Genomic DNA, 18,950 nt, shown 5'->3' on the forward strand with positions numbered 1-18,950 from the left:
GCCCAGGCCTCGACGAGCAGGCCATCGTCCTCGGCCAGCCTCGGCCATGCGGCCCTGAGTTCGTCCGGGTGCCGCACCGTTGCGTTGCCGTAGCCGTCGTAGGAGCCCCGATACCGTTTGAGCAGGGCAGGGTAGCCGAAGTGTCCGGCGGCATCCAACGCCTCGTCGATCGTCGCGCAGCAACGAAATGCCGGCGTCGGCAGGCCGGCGGCGGCCAGCGTACGTTTCTGGAGCCCCTTGTCGCGCACGAGTCGTAGCGTCTCGGGCGGCGGCCACAGCCTGTCGTCCGAAACAATCCCCTGCAGCCCCTCCAGCGGCGCCCACTCGCTTTCGACCGTCACGACATCGCATCCGTCGGCAAATCGGGCCAGCACGTCGGGGTCCTGCCAGTCGCCAACGATCGGTTCTCCGAGGCCATCCATGGAGCCCGAGGGCTCCGGAGAGAGGAAGCGGATCTGGCAGCCCATGCGCAGGCCGGCGAGCGCCAGCATACGGCCCAGCTGGCCGCCTCCCAGAATGCCGATACGTGGAAAACGCGAAGCAGCCATGCGCTCGATCAGGACCGGCTGCCCAGGATCTCTTCGAGCTCCGCCTCGTCCTGGACGAGCACCTGGCGCGCCTTCGACCCTTCGAACGGTCCGACGATGCCGGCGCGTTCGAGCTGGTCGACGATGCGGGCGGAGCGGGTATAGCCGATCGAGAGTTTCCGCTGGAGCAGCGAAACCGATCCCTGCTGGCTCTGGACGATGATTTTGGCGGCTTCCTTGAACAGATCGTCGAAATCGTCCGAACCGCCCCCTGAACCGCCCACGATCTCCAGTTCCGGCGAGTCCTCGATGGACGGCAGCTGATAGGGTCCGGGGCCCTGCTGGGTTGCGATGAACTCGGTGATGTAATCGACTTCCTCGACCGACACATAGGGGCCCTGGAGGCGGATCATCTGGCTGCCCTTCATATAGAGCAGGTCGCCGTTGCCCACAAGACCTTCGGCGCCGTTGGCGTCGAGGATGGTGCGGGAGTCGATCTTCGACGCCACCTGGAAGGCGATTCGCGCCGGGAAGTTGGCCTTGATGAGGCCGGTGATGACGTCCACCGAAGGACGCTGCGTGGCCAGGACGAGATGGATGCCCACGGCGCGCGACATCTGCGCGAGACGCGCGATCGGCCCTTCGATTTCCTTGCCGGCGGTGAGCATCAGGTCGGCAAGCTCGTCGACCACCACCACGATATACGGCAGGTGGCGGTGCGGCACATTCGGGTCCAGTTCGCCTTTTTTGAACTTCTCGTTGTACTCGTGCAGCCCGCGCACCATCGCTTTCTGCAAGAGATTGTAGCGGTATTCCATCTCCCGCTCGCAACTGCGGAGCACGCCGAGCGCCTGGCTCACATCGGTGATGATGGGCATCTCGTAGTTTTCCGGCATCGCGACGTAGTGGTCGACGATGCGGCCGTACTGCTGGAGTTCGATCTTTTTCGGATCGATCATCACGAACTTCAGGTCGTTCGGATGACACGCATACAGCAACCCGGTGATGAGCGTATTGAGGCAGACCGACTTACCCGCGCCCGTCGCGCCGGCGATCAGCAGGTGCGGCATCGAGGCGATGTCCTGGATATAAACCTGCCCCTCGATGGTTTTGCCGATCGGGAAGGGCAGGCGCATCTTCGCCTCGCTGAACCGCTTCGTGGCGATGAGGTCGCGAAGGCGGACCAGTTCGCGGTGCCGGTTCGGGATCTCGACGCCGATGGCGGATTTGCCCGGGATCGGCGCGATCATGCGGATGCCGCGGGCGGCCATGGCCATGGCCAGGTCGTTCTCGAGCGCCGTGATCTTGCTGATCTTGACCCCGGGCGCCGGCGTCAGCTCGTACATGGTGATCGTCGGCCCGACGATCGCCTTGATGTCTGTAATCTGGATGTTGTATGTCGCCAGCTTGTCCAGCAGGATCTGTTTGTTCTCCTCGAGTTCCGCCCGGTCGATCGCGATGGAGTCGTCAGATCGGTCGAGCAGTTCGACCGAGGGGAATCGGAACCGGTACTGGAACTGTTCGGACTGCGCCTGGAGGGCGGCCTTGATCTGATCCGCCTTTTCCTCGTGCATGGGCTGCTGCACGGTCAGGCTAAGGTCGTCACCGGGGAGGCGGACGGCCGGCGGAGGGGGGGGTGTCGCGGGCGGCGGCGTTTCAAAGGCGCGCTGGAAGTCGATGGCGCTGGTGGAGGGCGCCGACGGCGTCATGCCCTCGCCATGCAGCGAAAACAGGTCGTTTACCCGATGCGCGCCATCCTGAACCAGCACCTGGGCGCGGGAGATGGAAGGCGGAGGCGGCTGGTGCTCTTCGTCGTCCTCGTCGAGCGGAGGGGTTTCCGAGCGGTAGGTATGCACGCCCGAAACGTTGCCCAGCGCCGCTTTCGGAGCGGCCTTCGTGGTCGGGGGAGCCGCGCCGGCCTCGGCTTCGGCGAGCAGCGCGTCTTCCTCGAGCATCGCAATGCGGCTTTTCTCGAGGCGATTGATGCGGCTCTGGCGGTTGTCCACCACTTCGCGTTTGATGAGCAGGAAGCCGTCCTTGATCGCCGTGAAAAAGAAGCCGATGATCTCCTCGACGCGGTCCATCGACCGTTGGAGGTCCCGGTCGATGATGAGCATCGCCGTGATCATGATAAAGACGCCCATCAGGAAAAAGCTGCCCGCGCCCCCGAAGACGCGAATGAGCCAGTCCGCGATGCCGATCCCCACCGCCCCGCTGAAATGCTGCAGGTTCGCCCCGGTCTTGACGCCGAACCATCCGAAGAGCGTCGAAAGCTCGAACGTGCCCAGCATCCCGAGGGTGGTGTACATCGGCAGGTACAGGGAGGGGCGGTCGCGAAAGAACAGGTAGCCCCAGGAGAAGAGCAGGATCGTCCAGACCATCACCGGATAGCCCAGGAAATTGGGGATGAGCGCATAGGCCAGCGCGGCGCCCACGAGGCCGAGCGAGTTGACGGCGCGGTTATCCGTGGCGATGGCATCGGAGAGCCCGCCGCCGGCGACGAGGCGATCGTCCGCCTGTGTGTACGAGGCGAGCGCCAGGAAAACCAGGAACGCGATCGCCATCATGATGAGGCCGAGCACTTCCTGCTTGCGCTCGTACGCCACGATGGGAGCCGATGCGCCGCGATTGGATGCTCGCTTTGGCTTACTTCCTACGGCCATACCCAGTCAATCAGTTTTTATGGAATGGGGGCTTTTTGACGACGGCGCGGCGCGGTTTTTCGCGCACCGCGACCGCGATGACAGCTCCCGGCGTCGTATACGCGGGATCGTTGACGACATATCCCATACCGATTCCGGCGCCGAGCAGCGGCGATTGCGTGCCGCTCGTGACCAGACCGATTTCTTCGCCCTGTTCGTTCAGAATAGGGTAACCGTGACGGGGGACGCTCCGTTCCTCCATCACAAATCCTATCAGCCGGCGGGGGATGCCGGCGGCCTTCTGCCGGCGCAGCGCCTCCGCGCCGATAAAGTCGGGCTTGTCCAGCTTGGTGATCCAGCCGAGGCCGGCTTCGAGCGTCGTCGTCGTCGCATCGATGTCGTTGCCGTAGAGGCAGTATCCGGATTCGAGCCGCAGGGTGTCGCGCGCGCCGAGCCCGGCCGGCTTGATGCCGTCCGCCGCGCCTTCCTTGAGCAGGGCGCGCCAGATCGTGACGGCGTCTTCGGTACGGCAGTAAATCTCCAGACCGGGCTCGCCGGTATAGCCGGTGTGCGAGAGGATGACGCCCTCGAGCCCGAGAAAATCGTCCGGCGACGGCTCGACGGCGTGGTAATACGCGATGTCCGGCAGGGCGCCGTGCATCAGCCGGCGCACGATGCCCGTCGCCGCCGGCCCCTGGATGGCCAGGAGCGCGGTTTTATCTGAGATATCGGTGATCTGCGCCTGCATCGGGTTGTTTTCCCGCATCCAGCGGAGATCCTTCTCGATGTTGGAGGCATTGATCACCAGCAGGTACCGCGCCTCGTTGAGGCGGTAGACGATCAGGTCGTCCACGATGCCGCCGTCGGGCATGCACATCGCGGCATACATGGCGCGGCCGTCGTACAGCTTGCTCGCGTCGTTCGTGACCAGGTGCTGGACGAAGGCCAGGGCTTCCGGGCCGGTGACCATCACCTCGCCCATGTGGCTGACGTCGAACAGGCCGGCTGCCTCGCGAACGGCCATGTGTTCATCGATGATGCCGCTGTACTGGACGGGCATGTCGAATCCGCCGAACGGCATCATCCGGGCGCCGAGCGCGATGTGCTCCGCATGGAGCGGCGTTGTACGAAGCTCTTCTGTCTGCATCAGGTAGGGCAGCGGCCCTCTACGTTTCAGGCGAACGCACCGATCGGCACGCAAACATGGATTATACATATCCACGCCGCGATAATCAATGCCCTCGGGAATTAACTCGTTGATAACTAAGGATATATGGGCGTTAATTCATTTACATCTGGAAGGTCGTGTAGCCGGCCCGGCCCAGCGCGCCCATGGCCGTCTCGGCCGTCGGCTGATCGGCGAAGCCGATGCGGAATACACCCTCGATGCCCTCGCGGATCTTGAGCAGCTCCAGATCCTTGATGTTGACACTGGCTTCGTGGAGCACGCGCGTCAGATGAAAGAGGAAGCCGGGTTTGTCCTCGGCGTAGACGTACACGTCCGCCAGAGGATGCAAAAAGCCCTTGGTCGTCTTCGGGATCGTGTCGCGGCGGGCCCGGGCATCGGCGAAAAACTGACGCATGGCGTCCATATCCTCGCTGAAGACCCGGTTTCGGGTTTTCTGGAGGGCGGCGGCGAAGCCGCCGAGCATGTCGAGGATCGGCCCCTCGTTGGCGACGAGAATGTCCCGCCACATGTCGAACGAGGACGAAGCAATACGTGTCATGTCGCGAAATCCGCCGGCGGCGAGGCGCAGCACGCCGCCATCGTCCTCGTGGAGATCGCCGACAAAGTTCATGAGGGTGACGGACAGGAGCTGGGGCAGGTGGCTGACGGCCGCCGCGATCCGGTCGTGCCGGGCCGCGTCCATCACCAGGATCCGCGCACCCGTCGCACCGAGAACGGCGAGAAAATCGGGGTAGTCCCGCGCGATGTCGGTTTCCGAGATCGGCTCGGGCGGGCAGAGGACGTAGGTGGCGTTCTCGAAGAGGAACGGATCGGCATGAGCCACGCCGTTTTTCTCCGAGCCGGCCATGGGATGGCCGCCGATGAACACGCAGTGTTCGGGCAACACCTCGCCGGCGCGGGCCAGGACGGGGCCTTTCACCGAGCCGACATCGGTGACGAGGGCGCCGGGCTTCAGCGCCGGCGCGATGGTCTCCAGCAGGCTCATCAGGGGCCCCAGGGGTGTCGCCAGCACGACCAGGTCGGCATCGGCGACCGCCTCGGTAGGCGAACCGAGGCCGACATCGACCACGTTGCGGCGACGCGCCTCGTCCAGCACGGCCGGCGTATCGAAGCCGGTGAGATGCAAATCGCTCCGATGCTTTCGCAGGGCGAGACTCAGCGAACCTCCGATAAGCCCCAGCCCGAGAATTGCTATCTTCTGGATCATGTACGTAAACTGTGCCGTGGCCGCCCGGTGCGTCCGTTTTGCGCCGAAAGGAACGGAAGAACGATCGCGAGGCGCAAGGCTTCTGTGTGAATGGGGCGGGAAAAGTACCGCACCCCCCGGCGGGTCCGCCTCGCTTTTACCTGTGTTTCCCGAGACAATGCATGCTTTTTCCCATTGGCGATGACAATCGCAAGATTCAGGGGCCGGCCTGGGTGAGCATGACGCTCCTCGCCGCCAACATCGCGGTATTTGTGTTTCTGCAGGGTTGCGGGGCGAACGAGACCTTCACGTATGGATACAGCGTGATCCCGTATGAGATCGTCACGGGGCAGGATCTGGTGCAGCCGCAGACCGTGCCCGCCGGCGGAGGCGAATACGCCATCATCCCGCAGGCGCCCGGTCCGTTCCCGATCTTTCTGACCATTCTGACCGCCATGTTCATGCATGGCGGCCTGGGGCATATCGGAGGCAACATGCTGTATCTGTGGATTTTTGGGGACAACGTCGAGCACCGGTTCGGCGCGTTGCCGTTTCTGGCGCTCTACCTGGCATGCGGGGTCGCGGCGACGATCGCCCAGATCCTGCTGGACCCTACCAGTGTGATCCCCAACCTGGGGGCCTCCGGCGCCATCTCGGGCGTGCTGGGGGCCTACATGGTGCTCTTTCCCCGAAACAAGGTCCACGCCCTGTTTTTCTATACCGTCGTCTCGGTGCCGGCCGTGCTGGCGATCGGGTTGTGGATCGCCATGCAACTGATCAGTGGATGGGGCTCGATCGTAAATCAAAGCGCCGTAGGCGGGGTTGCCTACGGCGCTCATATCGGCGGATTCGTTGCCGGCGTGTTGCTCGCGCTCGTGATGCGCGGCTTCATCCGGGAAGAGCCGGACAATCCGTTCCAGAAGTACGCAGTCTACGACCGTTCGCGTCGCCTCTGGTAGGATCGCGTTATTCGGCGCTTTCCTCAGCTTTGGAAGGCGATTCTTCCGTGTTTTCGTCCTTGGAGCCCTTCGTGCCCTTCTTGGTGCTGCGCGACTCCTTCGGCTTCGTGCCTTTCGTGGTCTCGAACGACAGGGTGCCGGGGTCCTTCTCCGTATCGTAGGTGATCAAGATCTTGTCGCCGGCGGCCAGGTTGTTGCCCAGGATCGCTTCGGCCATCGGATCTTCCACGTATTTCTGGAGGGACCGGCGGAGCGGGCGGGCGCCGAACTTGGCGTCGTACCCTTTCTCGGCCATGAAGTCCATCGCCGACCGTTCGAGCACGACTTCGATGCCCACGTCGCGGGCGCGCTGGAAGAGGTCGTTCGCCATCAGATCGATGATCCGATAGATGTGCTGCTTCTCCAGCGGATGGAAGACGATCACGTCGTCGATGCGGTTCAGGAACTCGGGGTTGAACACCTTCTTGAGGGCGTCCTCGACCGTGCTCTTGAGCGCGGAGTAGTTGAAATCGGAGCCGGCATCCGAGGCCGCGAAGCCGATGCCCTTGCCCAGGTTCTTGATATCCCGCGCCCCGATGTTCGAGGTCATGATGATGATCGTGTTCCGGAAGTCGACCCGCCGGCCGAGGCCGTCGGTCAGGATGCCGTCATCGAGCACCTGGAGCAGGATGTTGAACACGTCCGGGTGCGCCTTCTCGATTTCGTCGAGCAGGACGACCGAATACGGTTTGCGGCGGACCTTTTCCGTGAGCTGGCCGCCTTCCTCGTAGCCGACGTATCCCGGAGGCGCGCCGACCAGGCGGCTGACCGAAAACTTCTCCATGTACTCGCTCATGTCGATCCGGATAAGCGAATCCTGGGAGTCGAACAGGTACTCGGTGAGCACCTTGGCGAGTTCGGTTTTACCGACGCCGGTCGGGCCGAGGAAGATAAACGAGCCGATGGGCCGTTTGGGATCCTTGAGGCCGGCGCGGGTGCGGCGGATGGCGCGGGAGAGCTTGGTGATCGGCTCGTCCTGCCCGATCACGCGCGCTTTCAACTCCTCCTCCATGTTGAGGAGCTTGGCGCTTTCCGGCTCGGAGATCTTGTCGACCGGGATGCCGGTCATCATGGCGACGACTTCCGCGATGCTCTTTTTGGAAACGTCGTGGACTTCGGTTTCCGCCTTGCGCTCCCATTCCCGCTTCGCTTCTTCGAGTTCTTCCTGGAGTTTTTTCTCCGTATCGCGCAGGCGGGCGGCTTCCTCGAAGCGCTGGCTCTTCACGACGCGGTTCTTTTCCTCGCGGATCTTCTCGATCTGCTCCTCGATGGTCACGATTTCTTTCGGGACCCGGATGTTGGAGAGATGGACGCGCGCGCCGGCTTCGTCCATCACGTCGATCGCTTTGTCCGGCAGGAAGCGGTCGGTGATATACCGGTCGCTCAGCTGCACGGCCAGATCGATGGCTTCGTCCGAGTAGCGCACGTTGTGGTGCTCCTCGTACTTGTCCTTGATGTTGTGCAGGATGTGGACGGTCTCTTCCGGGGTGGAAGGATCGACGATGATTTTCTGGAAGCGGCGGTCGAGCGCGCCGTCCTTCTCGATGTACTGCCGGTACTCATCGAGGGTCGTCGCGCCGATGCACTGGATCTCGCCGCGGGCGAGGGCCGGCTTGAACATGTTCGAGGCGTCCAGGCTGCCCGAGGCGCCGCCGGCGCCGACGATCGTGTGGAGCTCGTCGATGAAGAGGATGACGTCCGGGCTCTTTTCGAGCTCGTTCATGACGGCTTTCATCCGCTCCTCGAACTGGCCACGATATTTCGTGCCGGCCACGAGGGCGGCCAGGTCGAGCGTGACGATGCGCTTGTCGTAGAGCACCCGGCTCACCTTGCGCTGGATGATGCGCATGGCCAGTCCCTCGGCGATCGCCGTCTTGCCGACGCCGGGTTCACCGATGAGCACCGGGTTGTTCTTTTTGCGGCGGCTCAGCACCTGAGCCACGCGCTCGATTTCGCGCTCACGTCCGACAATGGGGTCGAGCTTGCTTTCTTCGGCCAGCTTGGTCAGATCGCGGCCGAAGTTGTCGAGAACAGGTGTTTTGCTCTTTTCCATTTTACTACGCTCTTTTCCGTATCCGGAGGACGAGAGGCCTCCTGATCGGCTTCCGGAAGACGACGAGGCTTTACCGCTGATGATCGAGTCGAGCTCAGCGCGTACGGCATCGTACGTGATCGAGAAGCCCTGTTGCAAAATCTGGGCGGCGATGTTTTCATCGTCCCTCAGGAGGCTCAGCAAGAGGTGTTCCGTTCCAATGACGTCGCTCTTGTAGAGTTTGGCTTCCAGGTACGTAATCTTTAATACTTTTTCAGCCTGCTTGGTAAGCGGGATGTTGCCCACCGTCAGCGTACCGCCCGTGCTGCGGACGGTGTCCTCTATGGCTTTTTTGAGTTTGAACAGGTCGCACCCAAGATTGCGCAGAATCTTGACCGCAATACCTTCGCCCTCCCGAATGATGCCGAGCAGAAGATGCTCGGTGCCGATATAATCGTGCCCGAGCCGAATCGCTTCTTCTCTGCTGTAGGAGATGACGTCGCGAACGCGGTTTGAGAAATTCCCTTCCATGCCTTACACATTCTGAGCGATAGAGGCCGTTGAACGGCCGGCGCTCGGTTACTTGTATGCGGATCCCGTCGAATCTAGGAAAATCAGGAAGCTAGTAGCCGTCCTCGTACAAAGGACGCGCTGGATCCGGTCATGCCATGCATGGATCCGGCGCGTTCGCCAAGAAAGGTCTGGTATGTAAACCGAAGCCTGCATGCGCAGTTCCTCGCCACGAACGGGGGTTCCGAAGATACGGGCGCGGACACGAGGCCCGGCACGCGCGATGGAATCCGGAAAGAGGACTGCTCAGAGAAAGCCGGCTCAACGGGCCGAACTATGCAGCAAAACTGGAGCCACAACCGCAGGTCGACGTGGCATTCGGGTTATTAAACGTAAACCCGCGCGCGCTCAGGCCGTCGTGATAGTCCACCGTCGTTCCGAACAGGTACAGGCCCTGTCGTTTGTCGATGTAGATCACGATGTCTTCGTGCGCGAATGACAGATCGTGCTCGCGTTTCTTATCGAATCCGAGGACATAACTCATCCCGGAACACCCCCCGCCGCGGACGCCGATCCGCAGGCCGAAGCCATCCGGGATTTCTTTGGTGGAGATGATCTTCTTGATCTCCTCAGCGGCTCGGGGGCTCAATGAAACAGGAGCGTCAGGCCGCGCCAGCGTTTCCGTCTCGTGCATATGATTGCCGTACCGTAATGCGTCTACTCGGGCGTTGAGAGGCTATCCTTCAGGATGTCGTCTGGGGTAGCTGCTGATCCAACGAAACCTTGGTGGGGCAGTTCCCCGGCAAACGGATCCGAAGACCCCTCGCCCGCTTCAATCGGGCATGTCAAACCGTTACCAGTGCCAGGACTGAAAAGAACAAGCGCACCACGCCGCGGCACGGTACGACCCCATTATCGGCGGCGGCGGCTTTTCCTTGAGTGGGGGAGGCGGGATGCGTGAGGCAGGATGCGGAATGGGGGACAGGGATTCCGGCCGATCTCCTCATTTTCCCAGCGGCCGCGCAACGATGACGGGCGCCTTGTACGTGCGGCCGGCGCGGCGGTCGGCATAAAAAACGTCCACCAGGGCGATATACAGCCCGATGCGCACGACCTCGCCGGCGTCGTCGCGTCCGTCCCAGGCCAGCGTGGTGTCGAAGCCAGCGAGGCGCGCGGTGTCCAGCCGGCGCACGGCGTTGCCCTCGCTGTCGAAGATGCGGGCCCGGACGACGGCCGGCGCCTCGAGCGAGGCGACCCGCAGCAGCGCGGCATCGTCGTGGCCGTCGCCGTCCGGGGAAAAGGGGGACGGCGCGACCGTGAGGCCCTCGGCCGGCGGCGATCCGGATGCCTGCTCCTGCGCGATCGAATTGGGCCGGCCGGGCGTTCCGCCTTCCGGATCGACGGAGCTCGACCACGAGGCCGCGAGGTCGTTCGGCGCATCGCGCCACCGGCGTTCGAGCGCGATACCCCGCGTCTCGGCCAGGAGCGGATAGTGCCAGTCGGGCCGGTACGTCACCGCATCGATCAGCGCACCGTCCGCCAGCAAGCGGATCGTGTCGCCGCTGTTGCCGAAACCCAGCGTGGCGGCGTCGACCGAGAGGCGCGGCGCGAGGTGAGGAGCCGGCAGGGAGGGGAAGGCGCCGGCGAGATCGCCTTCGCGGCCCGCATACCAGATCGCCAGGGCGCCGGGCGCGAGCGCCGTCGGCGGGGCTTCGTGACGCAGGGTGTCCGCCGCACCCTGTTCGTCCTCGGGGCCGGCCAGTTCGATCCGGCGCAGGCTGAGCCAGTCGCTTGATCGATTCACGATCTCGGCATATTCGGGCTGATCGGCCCGGTTGTCGAAGGGGTCCGCGCGCGGCTCGTAGAGGATTTCATTGAGGGCGAGTTCTCCGGGCGCGGGCGCACGGGCGAGCGGGGCGTCCAGGTCGCCGGTGTCGTTCCCGGTCAGATCCGTCACCCTGGAGACGCGAAGCCTATCGCCTGCCGGCGGGCCGGTGAACACCAGCCGGATGACGTCCGGCCCGATGAACGCCAGCCGCTGCGGGGAGGCCGGACCGATCCGGAACCGATCGCTCGACACCGAGGCCACCGCGACGGGTTCGCTCCAGTAGGTCGTGACCTGCTCCTCCGCGTCCCACTCGGCCAGCAGCAGGGCGGGGGCGGTGCGGTCCGGTTCGAAGCGGCTGTTCCGCCGGCCGGGCGTCGCGCCGTCGGGATCGACGGAGGCGCCCCAGTTGCCCGGGAGCCAGGCCGGCCCCCCCGGATCGCGCCGCTCCAGCGAGACGCCCGGCAGCCCCCAGCCGGCCTCGTAGGCGACCGCGTCGATGGGCGTCGCTCCGGCGTACAGCGTGACGACATCCGCGTCGTTGTTGAGCGACGGCCAGTCCGGCATCGTCACGGCCGGGACGCCGGGATATCGGTCGCGAAACACGACGGAGTCGCGGACGAGGACGCGGTAGGCATCCGGCTCGATCCACAGGTCGTTCAGCGCAATGAGCGCCGGCTCGTCCCGATCGTCGGCCAGGGTGAGGCCGCGCAGGTTGATCGGCCGGGCGGATCGGTTGTAGAGCTCGACAAACTCGCCCGCGGACGGCGTCGGGGCGAAGTGGATCTCGTTGATGACGAGGGCGCCGGGCTCCAGTGCGGGCGGCGGAGGCGGTCCGGCATCGCCCTCGACGGCGATGTCGTCGAAGAAGAAGTCGCCGCCCCGGGCGCGGGTGTGCTTCACCCAGAGCCCGAAGCGTGCCGCTGGCACGTCGCCGGCGTCGGGGGCCTCGAACAGCAGGACGCCGCCGTCGAACACCTGCCAGCCGGCGCCGCGCCGCCGCTCCACCCGGAGCGCGAGCCGGGCCGTGTCGCCGTCGAGGTAGTCCGGCGCGCTTTGTCCCAGCAGCGTCCGGATTCCCGATGCCGCGCGGTAGAGGCGGACGTCATGGTCGTTGCTGCCGATCTGGATGAAGTAGCTGGAGGCTTCATCCAGCGCGCCGCCGGCCTCCGCCATCAGGTATATCCGCGACAGGTTGAAATTGCTGAGCGGGCCGCCGGCATAACCGGCCGAGATGGTCCAGGCGCCGTAGGCCGCGGTCGACGCGGTTTCGAGCGCGAGGGTGTCCGACGCCTCCGGTCCTGCGCTGAGGAGCATCCAGTCCGCCCCCGCCGGCGCCAGCATCCAGCGGGTCGTGTCGCCCGTCCACGCCGGGTCGCGACGAAGGTCGCCGTCCGCAAACGTTTCGCGCCACGACGGGACGGCTGCCGGCGGCGCGCCGGCGAGGAGGAGGATGAGGAGCAACATCAGATGCGGCATGGCCACTCCGGGTTGAGGAAGGATCTACTCCTACCAGACACGCCGGAGTGGGCGCGCATAACGTGCTGTTCGAGAAATCGTGCTTACGACCCTCGCACCCGGGTCCTGATTCCCGCTTACCGTTTCAGCGGTTCGTAGCGCAGATGATCCAGCAGGACGTTGCCGAGGGTTTCGATGGCGAACGGCATGGCCGATTCGTCGACGTCGAAATGGGCGTCGTGAAGCGGGTAGGAAGTGGCGGCGTTGCACGAGGTGCCGAGGCGGACCATCGCGCCGGGGATGTGGCGCTGGTAGTTGGCGAAGTCCTCGGCGCCCATGCTGGGGCGGGGGATCTGGTAGATGACCTGCTCGCCGGCGTGTTCGCGGATGGACCGGGCGATCAGATCGACGAGCCGGCCGTCGTTGATGACGGGAGGGACGCCTTCGTCGAACGTGACGCGCGCCGCGGCGCCGTAGCGCGCGGCGATTTCCTCGGCCGCATGGAGCATCTGGAGCCGGATGCGCTCGCTCGTTTCGATGCTCGTGGACCGCAGCGTCCCGCCGAACTCGATGTAGTTGGGGATGACGTTGTAGGCGTCGCCGGCATGGATGCGGCAGGCTGTCAGCACCGTCGCATCCCGCGAATCGGACACGCGTCCCGTCAACTGGTAATAGAGATTCAGGATCTGGGTGGCGATCCAGATCGTGTCGGCGGTCTCGTGAGGGCGGGCCGAATGGCCGGTGCTGGGGCTGGAGATCTCCACGTGAAACCGGACGGACGAGGCCGTCATCGGGCCCTTGATGAGCCCGATTTTACCCGAGGCCAGGGTAGGGTCGGCGTGCAGCGCATAGGCGGCTTCGAGTCCGTCGAGCACGCCATCCTGGATCATCACCGGGGCGCCCGACGGGGCGCCTTCCTCGTTCGGCTGGAAAAACACGCGCACCGTGCCGCGCATGTCGTCGCGCCGTTCGTTGAGCCACAGCGCGATGCCGATCGCGACGGTCGTGTGGACATCGTGCCCGCACAGATGGGCCACGCCGGCGTGGCGCGACGCATACGGTTTTTGTTTGGCGTCCTGGATCGGCAGCGCGTCGATATCCGCTCGGTAGCCGATTTTCGGGCCGGGCAGAGCGCCGACGATGTCGACGTAGAGTCCGGTCGTGGCGATGGAGGTTACTGCGTCGAGCCCGTGGGCGGACAGGGTGTCGCGAATGTACCGGCTGGTCTCGAATTCTTGGAATCCGACCTCGGGGTATTGATGCAGATGCCGGCGTGTGCCGACGAGAAACGCGCTGAAGGTGGTGGGGTCCTGGAGAAGGGTTTGCAGTTCGGACATGGTATGAGGGTACGAATGCGGGCGCGAACGAGGATGGGGATGCCGGGAAGGCGCCTCATCCGGGAAACAGCTCCTGATACCGCTGGAGCATCTGACGCGCCTCCTGTTTTAGGCGTTTGCGCTCGGCCGGCGTCCGGGCGAATTGATCCAGCATGGCGTCGAGCGCCGGGGCGCGCTCTTCGTTGCTCAGCCGCGCGAGATCCCAGTACGCGCTGGCCAGTTGCGTGATGCGTTCGATCGCATCGGGGTCGGCCAGGTGGTCGGGGTTTTCGTAGAGGGGATGCGCGAAGAGCGCGAACGATTCGGGCTGGTCGGGGCCGTCTTCCTCGTAGAACAGGTTGTCCTCGAAGAGGTCGGCCGGGGAGGGTTCGGAGAATCCGGGGGGCGGCTGCCACGCGAGCACGCCGGCGGCGGCGCCGTCGAGTTCCTCGAAGGCCTCGCGCAGGGCGTGGAAAAGCTGGTCGAACCGGAGGTCATCCGCCATGTCGGGCTCCGGCCCGAGCATGCTCGTTTTGAGTTGCTCGTACGAGGCGGACTCGCCCGCCGCTTCTGCCGAAAAGAACGACCAGAAGATCATCGCCGATTCGAGGACGTCGATCAGCAGCGCCATGTCGCCGGCGTTGCCGGCGTCGACCGCGGCCGTGCGGCAATGCGTCAGGTCGAGGTGATAATGGTCGAGGACGGGCTGGGCGAAATCGATCAGGGTGTCGTAGGGGATGCCGGTATTGCCGGCTCGGTAGACCGAAATGGCCTCGCGGATCATGGCCAGGTGGGCCGTGTTGCCGCGTACCGATGCGCCCGATTGAGGCGATGAATCCGAGTCCGTCATACCAACCCGCTCCGTTTACGAATCAGCCATTCTGCCGTGAGGAGGGTTACCACGATCGCGAAAAACAGATACATGCGTCGCAGCGCTTCCTCCTGCCGTTCCTCTGTAAAGGTCGACACAAATCGACCGGACTGAAGCAAGAGGTCGGGCAAGCCATTCAGGTTTACAGGATCCAAAAAGTTCCCTCCTGAACGGGCCGCTATCTGCCGCAAAAGCGGGGCGTTTGCGGTAGTTTCCTTGAATTCGAGGGTGAGCGACCCGACGGCGAACGACCCCTGGTCCTCGCCCAGCTCCAGCCCGTTGCGGTTCGCCACGGCGCGGTAGCGATAGCTGCCCTCCGGGAGCGCGCCGACGGCGAGTGCGTAGCGGCCGTTGCCCAGGCCTTCCAGGGTGTAGGGGTAGCGGACGCCGTTGGCCGCCGTCACTTCGAGCTCGACCTCCGCGCCGTCGATGGGGTTGAGGCTTTCGTCGTAGACCTGCCCGTTGAAGGTGACGGATTCCCCCCCGGAGAACAGTTGTTCGATGGGGGCGACCCGCACCGGCCGGTCGTCTTCCTTCGTGGTGATCCACTGGAGGATGTTCGTAAAAAGCGTGGCCCAGGCTTCGCCCGGCGCGCTCAGGTCCTCGGGCACGTTTTTCCAGCGCCAGATGCCGGAGGCGAGCAGCGCCGCGGATCGATGGCCGTCGCGGTGCCGGATGGTGAGGAGCGGGTCGTCCAGGCGGACACCGCGCACTTCGTTGACGGCGAGGACGCGGCTATCCGGCCAGGGCTGCCAGCGCGAGTCGTTCATGACGAGCGGCGGGAGCTGTTTCCACAGGCCGGGATCGGCGGCGAAGGCTTCTAGCACGGGATGCTGCAGGCCGGCCGGCGTGGGGACGAATGCCGATTCGACGACGTTTTGCCGGATGGTTTGCAGCTGGATGGGCAGCACGTCCGAAAAACTGTCCTTGAGCCGGCGGAGGTCCGTCTGCCGGCCCAGGATGAAGAACACCGGCACCCCGCCGCGTGCCGCGTCCGCGAGGCGCTGGACGAGGGCCGCGTCGGCGTTGCGGCCGGGGAAGCCGACAAAGATCATGGCGTCATACGCAGCCAGGCTGTCGAGGTCGGGCTGGCCGTAGAGCGAGCCGGCGCCTTTCTGGACGACCGACGTGATCTCGGTGTTGGCGTTGGTCTCGAGCAGCTGGCGGACGGCCGCGACGTCGGGGTCGGGGCCGGCGGCGACGAGCAGCACCTGCCGCTTGTTGCGGAGCACGCGCACGGTGACCGTTTCGCTGTTATTGCGATACGTCGCTTCGCCCTCCAGGCGGGTGACGGTGACGGTGTAGCGGCGGTAGCCTTCCTGTTCGGGGATGAAGGACAGGTCGATGGGGATCTCGACGGTCCCGGCCGGCAGGTCGACGGTTTCGCCGGCCAGGCGGGCGCCGTTTTCGAGCAGCGCGACCTGGACGCGTTCGCCGGCGTAATCCTCCACCCGAAGCCCGACCCGCACCGGCAGTTCGTCGCCCACGAACGCGATTTCGTTCGTCGTGACGCTCCGGATCTGGAGGTCGCGCCGGGCCGTAGTGTCGCCGATGACCACGGTATGGATGGGCACGGGATACCGCTCGGCCAGATAAATCGGGTTGCGGCCGGCGTTGTACTGGCCGTCGGAGATGAGCACCACGCCCTGCAGGTTCTCGTTGCTGAGCTCCTCGCGCACCTGCTCCAGCGCCGCGGAGACGTTGGTGCGTTCGCCCGTGAATCCGATCGAGTCGGCTTCGTCCGGCCGGTCGGAAGGGCGGGGTTTGAGCGCGTCGTCGAACTGGTAGAGGGCGACTTCGCCGGGGTAGTCGTTGCCGAGGACGGTGCGGACGGCCGCGCGGACGTCCGAGCCGGCGTCTTGCGTGATGGAGTCGCCCTGCATGTCCGTGAGCAACAGGCTCTGGCTGTTGTCGACGAGCACGGCCAGAACGGGGCGCTGTTCGATCCGGGTGCGGCGTTCGAGGATCGGTTCGAAGAGAAGGAAGAGGACGAGCATCAGCGCGCCGGCGCGCAGGGCGGTGAGCAGCAGGCGCTTCCCCGTGGGGAGTTCGGGTACTGTGTTGCGGTACACCCAGACAGCCAGCGCGATGGCCACCAGCAGCGCGGGAATGAGCAGGAGCGGTGTGAGCCCGAAGGTCAGCGACATGCGGCGCGGCGAGATTCGTTCGATGAGCGGTGTCGCATTGAACGCGATGATCCGGAAAGAAGATGCAGGATCACGCGCACGACCGATCAACCGACATACGGGAGGACGAGATAGACGATGTATCCCGCAAACCCGGCCAGCAGCAGGGCCCCCTCGAGACGGGATATCTGGAACCGCGTCCATGCGAGCGGGAGCAGCAGCAGGCTGAAACCGAGCATCACGGGGAAATGGATATGGAGCGATTCCGTATCCACGTGGAGCGGACGGATCAGCGACACCATGCCTATAACGAACAGGATGTTGAGCAGATTGCTCCCGAGGACGTTGCCGACGGACATGTCGGCGTCTTTTTTCAGGGCACTGGCGATGGACGCGGCCAGTTCGGGGAGGCTGGTCCCGATGGCCACCACGGTGAGGCCGATGACGATGGGGGAGATGCCCAAAAATTCCGCGATGGTGACGGCGGCCTTGACCATGAGCTGTGCCCCGCCGGCCAGCGCGGCCACGCCGGCGGCGATGTACAGGGCCTGTTTCCAGATCGGGTCGCCGGAGCCGGCGAGTTCGTCCTCTTCACCCTCAACGGCGCGGGTCACCAGGGCGGCATGTTTGCGGGTGTCGCGGATCACATAGATAAAAAAGGCGGCGAGTCCGGTGATCAGGATGCCGCCGTCGATCCGGCTGATGGTGCCATCCAGCGACAGGAGGTAAAAGAGCAGCGCGACGCCCATCATCATCGGGTACTCGTTGCGGAGCGTCGTCGAGGATACCGCGAGCGGGAGAACGAGCGCGCTGATGCCGAGAATCAGCCCGATGTTGGCGATGTTGGACCCCACCACGTTGCCCAGGGCCAGGCTGTCCTCGCCATCGAGCGCCGCGAGGAAATTGACGACGAACTCGGGCATCGACGTGGCCAGCGCCACCACCGTGATGCCCACGACCATGGGGCGTATGCCGTACCGAATGGCCAGGCCGGCGGCGCCTTTTACGAGCCACTCCGCGCCGAAATACAGTATTACCAATCCGATCACAAAAATGAGCAACTGGAGAGGTATCATACAGCGTCAGGCGGTGTCGCGGGGATTGGGCGTTCGAAAGAGGGTAGCGCCGGTGAAGAACTCGGGCAGGAGCTCGTAGGGGTGAGCGGCACGTCCTCCCGGTATGGATGAGTCCATCCAAAGCGTAGCCTCAGGCGTTAGTTCCGCCAGCAGTTGCCGGCAGGCGCCGCATGGCGTGCATCCCGGCTCGCGCGTGCAGGTGAGGTACATGGTCTCAGGGTCCTGGATGCCGTAGGTAACCAGCGTCCCCAGCGCGTTCCGCTCGGCGCATAGAATGCGCGACCAGGTCGGGTGTTCGACGTTGACCCCCGGCACGAGCAGGCCCGTGCCCGTCTCGATCACGCAGGCGACGGGGAAGTCGGATTCCGGCACATAGGCGCGCGCCGCGAGCCGACGCGCGATGCCGAGGCCTTCCTCGGATGTTGCCGGCGTGTCGGCATCGAGGTACGGAGACAACGGTTCGGGCGCGACCTGCGGGAGGGGGCCGGTGGCGGCGAAGAGCGCTTCATCCACCTGCGCGAGCGCGATTTCCGGGAGCGTACCGAGGTAGGCCGCGTCTTCCGGCGTGATGGGCCGGCTCATGGCGAGGGCGACGATGTCGCGCCGGCCGAGGGCCACGGCGGTCGAGATCGCGTTCTGCACCGACGGGATTTCGAGGGAATACGAGGCGCTTTCGACGCGTACGCCGGGCACCCAGGCGCCGTCGCCGAGGAGGAGGATGGCGGCGTCCGGTCGATGCGAAAAGGGGCTGTAGGCGCGGTGCACCCACGCTCGCGCGAGGGCGCGGAGCCGGGCCGAGGCGTCAGCCGGCGTATGTTTCATGTCGGGAGGGGAGTTCAGGGGGGTGTTGAGAGTCGATTCCCGCATTTTATGTTTCCCTCCCCGCGGTTGCGTTTCTCGCGAAGCGTTGCGCGATGCGGGAAATTGGGGTAGTTTTAACGCCGATCGCGGGCGAGTGGTCGGGGGGCGGTCCCTTTCTCATCGTCTCCTAATCATCGACGCTTCCCGATCCGCGATTAACCGTTCCTTGCCGGGGTGGCGAAATGGTAGACGCAACGGACTTAAAATCCGTTGAGGGGCAACCCTCGTGCGGGTTCGAGTCCCGCCCTCGGTACGATGCCATCGGATGTGGTGGCGGTTTCAGGTTTGCAGGTTACAGGTTTGCGCAGAGGTCCGCTGCCGCATACCGCATCG

Annotated in this window: 13 protein-coding genes and 1 tRNA gene; 2 read left to right on the forward strand and 12 right to left on the reverse strand. The window is 64.7% G+C overall.

What is annotated here, in order from left to right; translation table 11 throughout:
• From R2834_24025 to R2834_24040, 4 genes are all read right to left on the reverse strand, one after another.
• Positions 1–548, reverse strand: a 548-nt coding sequence (locus R2834_24025) for an ATP-grasp domain-containing protein (protein ID MEZ4703420.1), incomplete at its 3' end; no start/stop codon positions are given.
• 8 nt (positions 549–556) lie between these two features.
• Positions 557–3,133 carry a DNA translocase FtsK gene (locus R2834_24030; GenBank protein MEZ4703421.1) on the reverse strand — a complete coding sequence of 859 codons (2,577 nt, stop codon included), beginning with the start codon at positions 3,131–3,133 and terminating at the stop codon, positions 557–559.
• A 67-nt stretch (positions 3,134–3,200) separates the two neighbouring features.
• Entirely contained in the window at positions 3,201–4,316 is a 1,116-nt protein-coding gene (gene gcvT / locus R2834_24035) for a glycine cleavage system aminomethyltransferase GcvT (protein MEZ4703422.1), read from the reverse strand.
• 142 nt (positions 4,317–4,458) lie between these two features.
• A complete protein-coding gene (locus R2834_24040; GenBank protein ID MEZ4703423.1) occupies positions 4,459–5,565 on the reverse strand; it encodes a prephenate dehydrogenase in 1,107 nt (368 codons plus the stop codon).
• Between the two features lie 161 nt (positions 5,566–5,726).
• Between R2834_24040 and R2834_24045 the strand changes: the two genes are divergently transcribed.
• A complete protein-coding gene (locus R2834_24045) occupies positions 5,727–6,503 on the forward strand; it encodes a rhomboid family intramembrane serine protease (GenBank protein MEZ4703424.1) in 777 nt (258 codons plus the stop codon).
• Between the two features lie 7 nt (positions 6,504–6,510).
• Here R2834_24045 and R2834_24050 read toward each other — a convergent pair whose 3' ends face one another.
• The 8 genes from R2834_24050 to R2834_24085 form a co-directional block, all read right to left on the reverse strand.
• Positions 6,511–9,105, reverse strand: coding sequence for an ATP-dependent Clp protease ATP-binding subunit (locus tag R2834_24050; GenBank protein MEZ4703425.1), 2,595 nt, complete (start codon positions 9,103–9,105; stop codon positions 6,511–6,513).
• A 313-nt stretch (positions 9,106–9,418) separates the two neighbouring features.
• Positions 9,419–9,778 carry an iron-sulfur cluster assembly accessory protein gene (locus R2834_24055; protein MEZ4703426.1) on the reverse strand — a complete coding sequence of 120 codons (360 nt, stop codon included), beginning with the start codon at positions 9,776–9,778 and terminating at the stop codon, positions 9,419–9,421.
• Between the two features lie 309 nt (positions 9,779–10,087).
• Complete coding sequence (locus tag R2834_24060; GenBank protein MEZ4703427.1) at positions 10,088–12,388, reverse strand: lamin tail domain-containing protein; 2,301 nt, start codon at positions 12,386–12,388, stop codon at positions 10,088–10,090.
• Positions 12,389–12,504: 116 nt separating this feature from the next.
• A complete protein-coding gene (locus R2834_24065; protein ID MEZ4703428.1) occupies positions 12,505–13,704 on the reverse strand; it encodes an amidohydrolase in 1,200 nt (399 codons plus the stop codon).
• Between the two features lie 55 nt (positions 13,705–13,759).
• Positions 13,760–14,533, reverse strand: a complete 774-nt coding sequence (locus R2834_24070) for a hypothetical protein (GenBank protein ID MEZ4703429.1) — start codon at positions 14,531–14,533, stop codon at positions 13,760–13,762.
• Positions 14,530–16,701 (reverse strand): VWA domain-containing protein, encoded by a 2,172-nt coding sequence (locus R2834_24075; protein ID MEZ4703430.1) that lies wholly within the window; start codon positions 16,699–16,701, stop codon positions 14,530–14,532. The genes R2834_24070 and R2834_24075 overlap by 4 nt, the downstream gene beginning before the upstream one ends.
• Before the next feature lie 86 nt (positions 16,702–16,787).
• Entirely contained in the window at positions 16,788–17,756 is a 969-nt protein-coding gene (locus R2834_24080) for a calcium/sodium antiporter (protein MEZ4703431.1), read from the reverse strand.
• 6 nt (positions 17,757–17,762) lie between these two features.
• The gene (locus R2834_24085; GenBank protein ID MEZ4703432.1) at positions 17,763–18,578 is read right to left on the reverse strand and encodes a cytidine deaminase; all 816 of its coding nucleotides are present in this window, start codon (positions 18,576–18,578) and stop codon (positions 17,763–17,765) included.
• Positions 18,579–18,785: 207 nt separating this feature from the next.
• On the opposite strand from R2834_24085, the gene R2834_24090 reads away from it, so the two are divergent.
• Positions 18,786–18,870 (forward strand) — tRNA-Leu (locus R2834_24090).
• Positions 18,871–18,950: the final 80 nt, after the last annotated feature.

It is taken from the genome of Rhodothermales bacterium (assembly GCA_041391505.1).
GTDB lineage: Bacteria > Bacteroidota > Rhodothermia > Rhodothermales > JAHQVL01 > JAWKNW01.